This is a genomic window from Clostridium fungisolvens (assembly GCF_014193895.1).
Taxonomy (GTDB): Bacteria; Bacillota; Clostridia; order Clostridiales; family Clostridiaceae; genus Clostridium_AR; species Clostridium_AR fungisolvens.
The window spans coordinates 1,984,387-1,997,206 of the sequence record NZ_BLZR01000001.1; the positions used below are offsets into that span (position 1 = coordinate 1,984,387).

9 protein-coding genes, 2 rRNA genes and 1 other annotated feature are annotated in these 12,820 nt (G+C 34.0%); of the genes, 8 read left to right on the top strand and 3 right to left on the bottom strand.

Features of this window, described 5'->3' with window-relative positions; genetic code table 11:
* Positions 1-272 precede the first annotated feature (272 nt).
* The 5 genes from bsdtw1_RS08420 to bsdtw1_RS08440 all read left to right on the top strand — a co-directional run bounded on the left by bsdtw1_RS08420 (position 273) and on the right by bsdtw1_RS08440 (position 5,978).
* Positions 273-3,178 (top strand): 23S ribosomal RNA (locus bsdtw1_RS08420).
* 57 nt (positions 3,179-3,235) lie between these two features.
* Positions 3,236-3,353 (top strand): 5S ribosomal RNA (rrf, locus tag bsdtw1_RS08425).
* A gap of 408 nt (positions 3,354-3,761) precedes the next feature.
* Positions 3,762-4,400: a tRNA-uridine aminocarboxypropyltransferase gene (locus tag bsdtw1_RS08430; protein WP_183277141.1), complete on the top strand. Its 639-nt coding sequence runs from the start codon at positions 3,762-3,764 to the stop codon at positions 4,398-4,400.
* Positions 4,401-4,444: 44 nt separating this feature from the next.
* Positions 4,445-4,915, top strand: coding sequence for an NUDIX hydrolase (locus bsdtw1_RS08435; RefSeq protein WP_183277142.1), 471 nt, complete (start codon positions 4,445-4,447; stop codon positions 4,913-4,915).
* A 190-nt stretch (positions 4,916-5,105) separates the two neighbouring features.
* Complete coding sequence (locus bsdtw1_RS08440; RefSeq protein WP_183277143.1) at positions 5,106-5,978, top strand: phage holin family protein; 873 nt, start codon at positions 5,106-5,108, stop codon at positions 5,976-5,978.
* Positions 5,979-6,221: 243 nt separating this feature from the next.
* On the opposite strand, the gene bsdtw1_RS08445 is transcribed toward bsdtw1_RS08440, so the two are convergent.
* The gene (locus bsdtw1_RS08445) at positions 6,222-6,455 is read right to left on the bottom strand and encodes a hypothetical protein (protein WP_183279889.1); all 234 of its coding nucleotides are present in this window, start codon (positions 6,453-6,455) and stop codon (positions 6,222-6,224) included.
* A gap of 247 nt (positions 6,456-6,702) precedes the next feature.
* Positions 6,703-6,928: a binding site (T-box leader), on the top strand.
* 457 nt (positions 6,929-7,385) lie between these two features.
* Between bsdtw1_RS08445 and thrS the strand changes: the two genes are divergently transcribed.
* Positions 7,386-9,218, top strand: a complete 1,833-nt coding sequence (thrS, locus tag bsdtw1_RS08450; protein ID WP_503826564.1) for a threonine--tRNA ligase — start codon at positions 7,386-7,388, stop codon at positions 9,216-9,218.
* Between the two features lie 348 nt (positions 9,219-9,566).
* Positions 9,567-9,971, top strand: a complete 405-nt coding sequence (locus tag bsdtw1_RS08455; protein WP_183277145.1) for a PTS sugar transporter subunit IIB — start codon at positions 9,567-9,569, stop codon at positions 9,969-9,971.
* A 144-nt stretch (positions 9,972-10,115) separates the two neighbouring features.
* Here bsdtw1_RS08455 and bsdtw1_RS08460 read toward each other — a convergent pair whose 3' ends face one another.
* Together bsdtw1_RS08460 and bsdtw1_RS08465 are read right to left on the bottom strand one after the other, a co-directional pair.
* Positions 10,116-10,514: a hypothetical protein gene (locus tag bsdtw1_RS08460; protein ID WP_183277146.1), complete on the bottom strand. Its 399-nt coding sequence runs from the start codon at positions 10,512-10,514 to the stop codon at positions 10,116-10,118.
* A 513-nt stretch (positions 10,515-11,027) separates the two neighbouring features.
* A complete protein-coding gene (locus tag bsdtw1_RS08465; protein ID WP_244638131.1) occupies positions 11,028-12,023 on the bottom strand; it encodes an HD-GYP domain-containing protein in 996 nt (331 codons plus the stop codon).
* A 266-nt stretch (positions 12,024-12,289) separates the two neighbouring features.
* Here bsdtw1_RS08465 and bsdtw1_RS08470 point away from each other — a divergent pair, with 266 nt between their 5' ends.
* Positions 12,290-12,478 (top strand): ferredoxin, encoded by a 189-nt coding sequence (locus bsdtw1_RS08470; RefSeq protein WP_183277147.1) that lies wholly within the window; start codon positions 12,290-12,292, stop codon positions 12,476-12,478.
* Positions 12,479-12,820 lie beyond the last annotated feature (342 nt).

Genomic DNA, 12,820 nt, shown 5'->3' on the forward strand with positions numbered 1-12,820 from the left:
ATCTCAGATTGTTCTTTGAAAATTGCACATAAGTTAAAGTAAAGATATTTACTATTCTTTGTAATATAAAGGACTGAATAAAATACACGCTAGTATTGAAAACAGTCAATAATCTGCGGACTAGATAATATGTATCTATAGTCCAACCGTACAGTATGCAATGTACTTTTTTTTGAGTGCAGAAATATAATTTGTGCGTTAGATTAAGAGTGACATTAGAACCAAGCAGGAAAATAACTAAGTAATGCGACGGTTATAATGACACGACATTAGGTCAAGCTACAAAGGGCGCATGGTGAATGCCTTGGCATCAAGAGCCGAAGAAGGACGTGACAAGCTGCGATAAGCTTTGGGTAGGCGCAAATAGCCTGTGATCCAAAGATCTCCGAATGAGGAAACTCACGTAGGTAACCCTACGTATCTTATAGTGAATACATAGCTATAGGAGGGTAAACCTAGGGAACTGAAACATCTAAGTACCTAGAGGAAGAGAAAGAAAAATCGATTCCGTCAGTAGCGGCGAGCGAAATCGGAAGAGCCCAAACCAAAGATTTATCTTTGGGGTTGCGGACAGAACATAACATTGGTGGCTATTGTAATTGAAGATATCTGGAAAGATACACCGTAGAAGGTAATAGTCCTGTAAGTGAAACAAGAAGACCATAGTTCTGCTCCAGAGTACCACGAGACACGTGAAACCTTGTGGGAAGCAGGGAGGACCACCTCCCAAGGCTAAATACTACTTGATGACCGATAGTGAAGAAGTACCGTGAGGGAAAGGTGAAAAGAACCCCGGGAGGGGAGTGAAATAGAACCTGAAACCGTGTGCCTACAACCGATCATAGCACCATATGTGTGTGATGATGTGCTTTTTGTAGAACGAGCCAACGAGTTACGGTATGTAGCGAGGTTAAGTACTTAAGGTACGGAGCCGAAGGGAAACCGAGTCTGAATAGGGCGACTAGTTGCATGCCGTAGACCCGAAACCGGGTGACCTATCCATGGCCAGGTTGAAGCGAAGGTAAAACTTCGTGGAGGACCGAACCACGTTGGTGTTGAAAAACCATGGGATGAGCTGTGGATAGCGGAGAAATTCCAATCGAACTCGGAGATAGCTGGTTCTCCCCGAAATAGCTTTAGGGCTAGCGTCGGATATGACTAATGGAGGTAGAGCACTGAATGGGCTAGGGGGCATATCGCTTACCGAACCTTATCAAACTCCGAATGCCATATAGTATTAGTCCGGCAGTCAGACTGCGAATGATAAGATCCGTAGTCAAAAGGGAAACAGCCCAGATCGTCAGCTAAGGTCCCAAAGTATAAGTTAAGTGGAAAAGGATGTGGGATTTCTAAGACAACTAGGATGTTGGCTTAGAAGCAGCCACTCATTAAAAGAGTGCGTAATAGCTCACTAGTCGAGAGATCCTGCGCCGAAGATGTTCGGGGCTCAAACTTATCACCGAAGCTACGGCTAGCAGATTTATCTGCTGGGGTAGGGGAGCGTCGTAATCGGGCTGAAGTCGTACCGTAAGGAGCGGTGGACTGATTACGAGTGAGTATGTTGGCATCAGTAGCGAGAACTAGGTGAGAATCCTAGTGGCCGAAAACCTAAGGTTTCCTCAGGAAGGCTCGTCCGCTGAGGGTTAGTCGGGACCTAAGCCGAGGCCGAAAGGCGTAGGTGATGGACAATCGGTTGATATTCCGATACTACTGCAAATCGTTATTACCGATGGAGTGACGCAGGAAGATAGAGTGTGCTAGCTATTGGATGCTAGTCTAAGCACTTAGGTATACAGGTAGGCAAATCCGCCTGTATTAGCTGAGGTGTGATGGGGAAGGCCTTTTAGGCTGAAGTACTTGATTCTACGCTGCCAAGAAAAGCTTCTAGGGAGAAATGTAGTACCCGTACCGCAAACCGACACAGGTAGGTGAGGAGAGAATCCTAAGGCCGGCGGAAGAATTACAGTTAAGGAACTCGGCAAATTGACCCCGTAACTTCGGGAGAAGGGGTGCCTACGAGAGTAGGTCGCAGAGAATAGGCCCAAGCAACTGTTTAGCAAAAACACAGGTCTCTGCTAAAGCGAAAGCTGATGTATAGGGGCTGACGCCTGCCCGGTGCTGGAAGGTTAAGGGGAATCGTTAGCGGTAACGCGAAGCGGTGAACTTAAGCCCCAGTAAACGGCGGCCGTAACTATAACGGTCCTAAGGTAGCGAAATTCCTTGTCAGGTAAGTTCTGACCCGCACGAATGGCGTAATGACTTGGGCACTGTCTCAACTGTAAATCCGGCGAAGTTGTAGTGCAAGTGAAGATGCTTGCTACCCGCGATTGGACGGAAAGACCCCGTAGAGCTTTACTGTAGCTTAGCATTGAGTTTCGGTATTGTCTGTACAGGATAGGTGGGAGACTTGGAAGCATCCTCGTTAGGGGATGTGGAGTCGTCCTTGGGATACCACCCTGACAGTACTGGGATTCTAACCGGGCACCATGAAGCTGGTGACGGGACATTGTTAGGTGGGCAGTTTGACTGGGGCGGTCGCCTCCAAAAAAGTAACGGAGGCGCCCAAAGGTTCCCTCAGAACGGTCGGAAATCGTTCGTAGAGTGCAAAGGCAGAAGGGAGCCTGACTGCGACACCCACAAGTGGAGCAGGGACGAAAGTCGGGCTTAGTGATCCGGTGGTACCTCGTGGGAGGGCCATCGCTCAACGGATAAAAGCTACCTCGGGGATAACAGGCTGATCTCCCCCAAGAGTCCACATCGACGGGGAGGTTTGGCACCTCGATGTCGGCTCGTCGCATCCTGGGGCTGAAGTAGGTCCCAAGGGTTGGGCTGTTCGCCCATTAAAGCGGCACGCGAGCTGGGTTCAGAACGTCGTGAGACAGTTCGGTCCCTATCCGTCGCGGGCGTAGGAAATTTGAGAGGAGCTGTCCTTAGTACGAGAGGACCGGGATGGACTGACCTCTGGTGCACCAGTTGTTCCGCCAGGAGCATAGCTGGGTAGCTACGTCGGGAAGGGATAAACGCTGAAAGCATCTAAGCGTGAAGCCCACCTCAAGATTAGATTTCCCATAGCGTAAGCTAGTAAGACCCCTCGAAGAACACGAGGTTGATAGGTCGGAGGTGTAAGCATGGTAACATGTTCAGCTGACCGATACTAATAGGTCGAGGGCTTGACCAATAAATGTTATTACAAAGTAAACTTAAGTGCAATTTTGAAAGAATAATCTTTCAAAGATCTAGTAATGATGCGTCTAAGGGTTACACCCGTACCCATACCGAACACGAAGGTTAAGACTTAGACGGCTGATGGTACTGCATGGGCGACTGTGTGGGAGAGTAGGTGGTTGCTAGGTAATCAGTATCTTACGATACATAAAAGACTTCACAAATGTGAAGTCTTTTTTTTATTATTTAAGAATTTATAACTTAATTATATATGTGAATAATTATATGAACAGACTTATGACATAATATAACTTAAAGAATAAAAAATAAGAATTTGTCGCCTGTAAGTTTCCTTATGTACATTCGGGAAGACATAGGTGTAAAAAAAGTATATAATTTTATTAATTATAAAGAATATTTAAGGCTAGATTAGAATAATGTAGGTCGCGTTAACTTAATATAATATTAATAGATGAACTAGATATAGGGTTCCATTACGAGAGCTTAAGTTATGCATGTTCGAAAATCATGCACCTATACCCTGTAGACATGCATAGCTTAGTAGTTGAAGTTGTAACCCTAAATAAGGAGGCAAAATGGATTCGATTTATAAGGTTAAACAAATCACAAAACTATATAAAAGTTGCGATAAATGTGGTCTTCCTGATATAAATTGTATTTGCAATACAATTTCGAAAGTTAATACTAAAGCAAAGATATGGATACTATCCACAGAGAAAGAATTCTATAGACCTTCTAATACTGCAAGAATTTTAAAATTAGTAAATCCAGAATCAACAGATATATATTTATGGGAAAGAACTAAAAAGCCTGAAGAGTTAATCAAAAACATAAAGCAGGATATTTATGATGTATATCTTGTTTTTCCAGAAGAAAGCAGAGATGTAGAAAGTGTTGAAGTTATGAATAATCATGCAGATAAAATTCCCGCATTTATTCTTTTAGACGGAACATGGAAAGAAGCTAAGAAGATACTTAGGAGAAGTGAATATTTAAAGGAACTTCCGAGAATTTCACTGAGTGTGGATTTTAAATCTGAATATAATTTAAGAAGAGGAGTTGTTGAAGGAAATTTATGCACTATAGAAGCAGCAATTGAAGTAATAAGAAAGAATAATGAATTAGAGAATGCTGATAAAATTAATAAAGTCTTTAAAATGTTTCTTGAGGGCTTTAAATTTGGATTATGTGGACAGAAGATAAGTGATATATAGTCAGAATTGATTTGCACTAAATGCAATTGTTTAAGGAGAATTCAATGAAGGTTTTAGCAGAGAATAAAAGTGGTCAACAGTTATTAGAATACAAAAAAGTTACGGAGAAAGATTTACTGGAAAGTACTGAAATTAGACCGGTCACAAGTTCATTTGCATTTGTAAGATGCTATGGAAAGTATTTGGTTGCTCATAATAAGTGGAGAAATCAGTGGGAATTTCCTGCTGGTAAGATTGAAGAAGGAGAGACTTATAGGGAGTGTGCAGTAAGGGAGTTATTTGAAGAAACTAATCAGAAAATACGTGATTTTCAGTTTAAAGGAGTATTTAAGATATATGATAAAAAAAAGGAAGAGATACGATACAGAACGGCATATTTTGCAGATATAGACCATATTGATGATTTTAAAGAAAATGATGAGATGGAAGATATTATGCTTTGGGATTTAAAGAGCCATATAGGGGATTTTGATGAAGTAGATAAAAAGATGCTGGAGCTAATTTTGCTTAATTAATTTAATCAAAGTACTTCTTTTATTTAATAAATAATTACGAAATTTCTTTTAAGTGTTATTCTATCACAATTAGTAATTTTCTGAATAAAATTTAATATAAATGAATTTTCATTTTTATAATGCGCAATGTAACCTAAGCTATATTGGAAGAAGAGAAAAATATTAAGCTAAGGAGAAATCACGTGATTAAATGCAGGAACTATATAAGTTAGAAAATGCTTGGTATGTAAAAATAATATTTGCTGCAATAACAACTTTATTTGCACCATTTAAATTAGCTTTACTTGTGCTATGTGCAATGATAATAATTGATACAATAACTGGATGTATTTATGCAGCTAGAATTAAAAGATTAAACAGTAGAGGATTAAGAAGAGGCTTAGATAAAATATTAGTTTACTCAATTTGTATTTTAGTTGTAAGACTTTTAGAAATAGGAGTACAAGAGATTTTTAGTACAACTCTTCTTACTGAATTTATTACAGCTTATCTCATTCTTACTGAAAGTTTTAGTGCACTAGAAAATCTTAATTCTTTAGGAGCACCATTACCATTAAGAATTAAAAAAATAATCTTGGCCAATATAAAGAATGATACTTTAAGGCAAATTGTGATTGAGGACGAAAATAAAAAGAATTACAATGATGAAATATCTGATATAAAACAGTATTGCTTGCCTAATATAAATGATGAAAACATTAAAAGAGTCATGCTGATAATGATAAATGAGTGGACAAAATTTATAAATATACTGGACAAAGAATTAGATGAAGCTGAAGGGTATAGCAATGATTTGATTTTATGTAAGGTATTATCTTTAGTGGAAGCTACTAAAAAGACTACTAGAGATATTTGGATAGATGAAGGTATATCTAAAAATTATATGGAAAGATTCATGATTTATCATAAGGTTAGACTGGACAAGTATTTAACAGAATTAGAATTTATATGCGAGAGTAGTGATTCCATTGAGAAGAAGAAAAAACTAATAATAGAAAAGCTTATTATTTTGATGTATATCACTGTTTCAGACAGCCAAAAAAGTATAAGTGAAGAATTGTAAACTTCAAGAATCCTCTTTTATTAATAATTAAATCTTACTTCAAAAGAAAATAAAGCAAGAAAATAGTATAGAATATGAAAAAACTTCGGTAATGCTCTGTATAGTTGATTACTGAAGCGAAAAGTTAAGGTGTTTTACAAGTATTAGAAGGCAACTTTATGGATGTGATGCATAGAGCTGTCTTCTTTTTGTGTACATACAATAATTTTATATTATGTACTAATATTTATATAAGTATTAATACTAGCCAACAAAAATATCATCACCAGGGTTATTATTATTGTTACCAGTCGGATTTACATCAGTAGCTATGAATTGCTTTTGAGATGCTAATGTTAATAACAGACAACCAACGCCTACAATAAAGTTACCAAGTACATTTATTTCATCTGCATTTTTATCTTTGGCAAGAGCTATAGCAATTGCATTTGTAAGGATAAGAGCATCTTCTGGACTGAGATTATCAAAAATTGTCATCACTACACCTACTTATAATTAATGATAATAAATAATATGATGCTATTTTGTGAGGTATGCTTCTAATGAACTTAAGTTAGGATAATTAAATTATTTTATTTAATTAAAGTAGTACTAAAAATTAATGAAATAAGTAGTATATTTAATCTTTATTGGTGAAGTGTGGTAATTGAAAGTTATATATTTTTTTATAGTAATTAAACAAAGTGTTGACAAAATAATTTTTCAGGAATAAAATGAATATTAACAAAAAACTATGAAGAGGAAGAGTAAATAATTTACTGTTGAAAGAGAGAGAAACTCACCGGCTGAAAGGTTTCTTAAATAAGTATTATTGAAAACCACCTCTGAGTTGACTGCTGAAATATATAGTAGGTAGTTCCGTAAACTTGCGTTAAAAGTGTTGAGTGATAGAAGTAGCTAATTGCTTACTTCTGTAATTTGGGTGGAATCGCGATATACTCGTCCCTTATAGGGGATGAGTTTTTTTATTGTATAGGAAATTATAAAATTTTCAAGCTAGTTAAACGTAGATACTTCAATGGGTTTATATGCTTTTTACGAGATAAAGTAAAAAGATAAAAGTTATTGAACAATATAATTTTAAATTTACCACTTTAGTAATTTTAAAATTGAATATTTAAAAGCAATGAAGAGGAAGAGTAGGCAATTTACGCAAATCTGCGTTATGGATTTTGAGTGATAGTAGTTGATAGTATAGCTACTATAATTTGGGTGGAATCGCGATTAAACTCGTCCCTTATCTGTGGGGACGGGTTTTATTTTTTATTTTTGAGGAATTTATAACTAAGTAAGATCTATAAGTATGCGTAATAGGTTTAAAACAAAAAAATTAAAGAATAAAAAAAGAATATGTAGCCTGTCAAATTTTCCTCATACGTATTCAAAAAGACAGATGCGCAAAAAAAAATCACTGAAGGAAGTCGCTTCAGCGACTTTATATATATTAAAACTAAATTTTATAAAAGGAGGACTATCATGTTAAAAGTTATTTTAAAAGATGGAAGTGTTATTGATTCAAATGAAGAAGAAGGAAGAAGGGCTTTAAGGCATACCGCAGCACACATATTAGCTCAAGCGGTAAAACGCTTATATCCAGGTGCTAAACTAACTATAGGTCCAGCAATTGATAGTGGATTCTATTACGATTTTGATATGGAAGAAACACTTACTATAGATTCGCTTAAAGCAATTGAAGAAGAAATGAAGATAATAATTAAGGAAGACTTAAAACTTGAAAGGAGTGTATTATCTAGAGCGGTTGCATTAATGCTTATGGAGGAAAAAGGTGAAAGTTATAAGGTGGAACTTATAAATGATTTACCAGAAGATGAAGAGTTAACTTTCTTTAAACAAGGTGACTTTATTGATTTATGTGCAGGTCCACATGTACTTTCTACTTCAAAGGTAAAAGCTGTTAAGCTACTATCAGTTGCAGGGGCTTATTGGAGAGGCAATGAGAAAAATAAGATGCTCCAAAGAGTTTATGGTACTGCCTTTGCAAAAAAGAGTGAGTTAGATCAATATTTAAATATGTTGGAAGAAGCCAAAAAACGAGACCATAGAAAGCTTGGAAAAGAACTTAAGCTATTTTCTTTAATGAATGAAGGACCAGGATTTCCATTTTTTCTTCCAAATGGTGTAGTATTGAAAAATAAGTTAATTGAGTACTGGAGAGAACTTCATAGAAAGTATGGATATGAGGAAATTGAAACACCACTTATATTAAACAGAGATCTATGGCAGACTTCAGGACATTGGTATCATTATAAGGAAAACATGTACACAGTAAATATTGATGAAGAGGAATATGCAATAAAGCCAATGAATTGTCCTGGTGGAATGTTAGTATACAAATCTGAGTCACATTCTTACAAAGAGCTTCCGATTAGAGCTGCAGAACTGGGAAGAGTGCATAGACATGAGCTTTCTGGTGCTTTACATGGGCTTATGAGAGTAAGAGCCTTTACTCAAGATGATGCGCATATATTCATGTTACCTGAGCAAATCAAAGATGAGATAAAGAGCGTAATTAAACTTATAAATGAAGTATATTCACGATTTGGTTTTAAATATAATGTTGAACTTTCAACAAGACCGGAGAATTCAATGGGAAGTGATAGTGAATGGGAAATTGCTGAAGAATCACTTAAAAATGCCTTAGAGGAAATAAATATGTCTTTTAAGATTAACCCAGGAGATGGAGCTTTTTATGGTCCTAAAATAGATTTTCATCTTGAAGATAGTATTGGCAGGACATGGCAATGTGGCACAATACAACTAGATTTTCAGCTTCCTCAAAGGTTTGATTTAGAGTATGTTGGTAGTGATGGTGAAAAGCATAAACCTATTGTTATACACAGAGTAATTTTCGGAAGCATTGAAAGATTCATTGGGATACTAATAGAACATTTTGAAGGAAAATTTCCAACTTGGATATCACCAGTTCAAGTTAAAGTACTTCCTATATCAGATCAGTTTAATGAGTATGCAGATGAAGTAGTAAAAAAACTAGAAGAAAATCATATTAGAGTTAAGATAGATAATAGAGTCGAGAAGATAGGTTATAAGATTAGAGAAGCTAGAAATGAAAGAGTGCCTTATATTATAATTGTGGGTGAAAAAGAAAGAAATACAAAAACAATTTCTCTCAGAAGCAGAAAAAATGGTGAAGAAGGTTCTGTAAATATTGAAGATTTTTTATCTAATATCGATAACGAAATAAGGCTAAAACAACTATAATACTAAGTTGTTTCTAGGTTATATAAAATACAGGATAATTAGTTTAATATAAACACTAATACCCTGTATTTTTACTTGTAGATACAAAAAAGTTATTAAGCATGACAGATATTTTTAAGTATCATTGTATATCTGTTTAATGAAATTGGTTTATGATATAATAAAAAGTAAATCATGAAAACGTTATACAATAATATAAGAATGATTATTAGGTGTGACAATAAAAGTTGATTAATTTTATTTGGGAGTTTTTGTGGATATTTATATACCTATATATGCATTGTTATTATTGTTTACAAATTAGTAATGTATTTTTGCAAACAATTGTTAAATATGGGGGAGTGAAAAATGATAAAGATTCTTTTATGTTGTCTTGGGGGATTCTCTTCAAGTGCTTTGGCTCAAAAAGTTGAAAAGGAGATATTAGATAATAATATGCAAAATGATTTTTATATCGAGTTTTCACCATTTCAATTAGCTGTAAAGAAAGTTTCTGAGTTTGATATTATAGTATGTTGTCCTCATTTAATTACAGATGTAAAAAAAATTATAAAAACTTTAAATCCTGATATACCTATTTATATTCTTCCACCAAGGATGTATGGAATGATGAGCTTTAATGAGTTATCATTAGATGCTGTTGATGCTATTGAGTTATACAAGACCAATAGAATTAATCCAGTGTATTTTCCTGGAGAAGATAATACCTTAAGGGTTACTAGGCATGTAGCTTATAGAAAAACTAAGGTTTAATCATGTATCTTATAGACAAAAAACAATAAACAATAATAGTTTAATACTGAGTAAAAATCTTAAGTCACTGGATATAGAAAATATAAGTATAAATTTAAATAGAATGACCGCCTACAATATTGTAGACGGTCATTATGTTTAGATTTAGTTATTTTCCCCGGTTTTAATAGTATTATCAATATCTATTTTTACAGATATGTTTAGACTAATATCAACTTTAGTAGATGATTTTTCTAAAGATTCAAGTAATGTAATCACTTCTCTAAGACTACTTGAGTTGTTACCTTCTTCTGGGGGAGTTTCAACTTCGGTAGGAAGTTCTTCTACAACAGGTGGTTCAGCAATTTCAGTCTTTGGTTCTTCTGCAGTAACAGGTTCCAAAACTTCTGTGGGCAATGCAGCAGATATAGCTTCATTAAGTAATTTAGCATTCTTTAAAACATGTTTCACATATTTTTTTGTAAACCCTTTACTTGCGATATCTTCTATGCTAAGGCCTTCTTCGTAAAGTTTGATAATTTCAGTCTTTTTACTAATTTTCATATATAACACCTCTTTATTATTAAATTCTATCTAAAGAGTTCCTATGCCGAAATTTAATTTATACTTGTTCGAAAATCACGGCTTCTTGGGATTTTCGAGCATGTATAAATTAATAGTTGAGCTTGGAACTCTATAAAGGATTTCTGCATCGAAACTTAAGTTATACTTGATCGATAATCTAGGCTTTAGAGGATTATCAGTGGAATGTACAACGTAGTAGTTGAGTTAGGAGTCCTATAAATATGAATTATTTCAATTCATATTAATTAATACAGCATATTTATATTCTTTTATGAATCAAATTATTTCACTTTCAGATGAATATGAATGAGAATAGCATAAAATTCCTTATTAAATTTGTTATACTTTGTGTTGTGAAAAAAGTAATAAAGAACATTATTTTAGGATAAAAAATAAAAGCATTTATTGTAATAGTCAAAATGGCCATTACAGTAAATACTTTTAAAGTTTAAATATAAATGTAATTCTATCAAGTAATTATAAATATTTAAGCTAGCTTAGATTTTGTAAAATTAAATCGCCTTTATAGTGAGAATCAATAGGATTTTCCAATAGATATTTAATAAATACAGCAGTAACTAGTGGGTCAAATTGAGTTCCAGCATTTTTACTTAATTCATTAATTGCATAGTTTGGATCGAGACTTTTTCTATAAACTCTATTTGAAGTCATAGCGTCAAATGCATCAGCAACTGCTATTATAGCAGCACATTGAGGAATTTCATCTCCTATCAGCCCATTAGGATAACCAAGTCCATCGTATCTTTCGTGGTGATATAAAATCATATCTAATATTTTGTTTTCATTAAAGTTCTCTACTAATTTAAGCATATCATGTCCAATTGTTGGATGTTGCTGGATTAGCTTATATTCTTCTTTACTGAGCTTTATTGGCTTATTTAATATACCATCGCTTATACCTATTTTACCGATGTCATGAAGTAGCGCACCAACATAGACTGTTTCACAATCAGCCTTAGAATATTTTAATCTTTCTGCAATAATCTCAGAATATTTAGCAACATTTTTAGAATGGGATGCTGTGTAAGAATCTCTTGATTCGATAGTTCTCGCTAAAGTTTTAATAAAATCTACAGTATCTTTATTATGTTTGCTATGGACCTTTATTAAATAAGTAATAATGAAGCCTATTAAAAAATAAGAAATCCAGTTTGGAAAAAAGTACATCAAATAGTGGATAATATCATGAATTGATCCATTAAGTGGATCTCTTTGGAAAAATGGAGAAAAATATGTGTTTACAGCTACAGTAGCAAAGCTTATAAATAAATGCTGATATATATTGAAAAGAGATATTCCTGAAGCAATCATTATAAGAACAAATGTAGGATTAGGATGATTGCTAGAATCATATATTTCTATAATTATTGCAACAAAAAAAGTTATGAGAGTAATAAACTTGAACAATTTAGAATTGTTTTCGAAAAGTTCCCACCTAATCTTTTTATGGATATATTTCAATTTCATTAAACTATTTCTCCTTTTAGCAACTATAAATATGTTTCCTATGTTAGAAATTATTAGCACAAAACAATTATATATAGGGATTACTGTATAATTATAAAATAATTGTGTGATGTTAATGTGATGATAGATATGTATTTACAAATATTAAGAAAAGATAGGTAAAAGTGTGATTTAAATCAATGTATTATATTGTGAATTTTACTATAATTTAATTAAACAAAGCTTAAGTAAGCAAATTTAATTATAAAGAATTGGAGGTATTATATATGAAAGCTTGTGTAGATAAAGAAGCATGTATAGGATGTGGACTTTGTGCATCGATTAGCTCAAGAGTATTTTGTATGGAGGATGATGGAAAGGCAGTTGCAACTGAGGATGAGATACTAGACTCAGATCTTAATGATACAGAAGAGGCTGCTAGTTCATGCCCAGTTAGTGCTATAACCTTAGAGTAAGGTAAAATTTCTTATATTTAAAATTAGTTTATAAGCTGAAAGTATGTATAAATTATTATAGATGAACCACTTCGTACTAGAATTTATATTTTTAAATTCTCTCACCAAAGCCCGTGAGAGTTTTAAAAATAGATTTCGAATCGAAGTGGTTCATCTTTAGTTTAATTAGGAATGATACAAAAGAGGAATGTAAGTTGATATAAGAAGAAACTAATGAATATTACTGCTTTATAAGGAAAAAATAATTCTTAAAAGGAGTGATTTATTATGGCTAAAAACAAGGGAAACAAACAGTACGATCAAGAAAATAGTATGGAACAAAGAACTGACAGAAATCAGCTT

Coding starts and splice junctions, on each gene's coding strand:
- bsdtw1_RS08430 (WP_183277141.1), top strand. CDS start 3,762: ATGGATTCGATTTATAAGGTTAAACAAATCACAAAACTATATAAAAGT.
- bsdtw1_RS08435 (WP_183277142.1), top strand. CDS start 4,445: ATGAAGGTTTTAGCAGAGAATAAAAGTGGTCAACAGTTATTAGAATAC.
- bsdtw1_RS08440 (WP_183277143.1), top strand. CDS start 5,106: ATGCAGGAACTATATAAGTTAGAAAATGCTTGGTATGTAAAAATAATA.
- bsdtw1_RS08445 (WP_183279889.1), bottom strand. CDS start 6,455: ATGACAATTTTTGATAATCTCAGTCCAGAAGATGCTCTTATCCTTACA.
- bsdtw1_RS08455 (WP_183277145.1), top strand. CDS start 9,567: ATGATAAAGATTCTTTTATGTTGTCTTGGGGGATTCTCTTCAAGTGCT.
- bsdtw1_RS08460 (WP_183277146.1), bottom strand. CDS start 10,514: ATGAAAATTAGTAAAAAGACTGAAATTATCAAACTTTACGAAGAAGGC.
- bsdtw1_RS08465 (WP_244638131.1), bottom strand. CDS start 12,023: ATGAAATTGAAATATATCCATAAAAAGATTAGGTGGGAACTTTTCGAA.
- bsdtw1_RS08470 (WP_183277147.1), top strand. CDS start 12,290: ATGAAAGCTTGTGTAGATAAAGAAGCATGTATAGGATGTGGACTTTGT.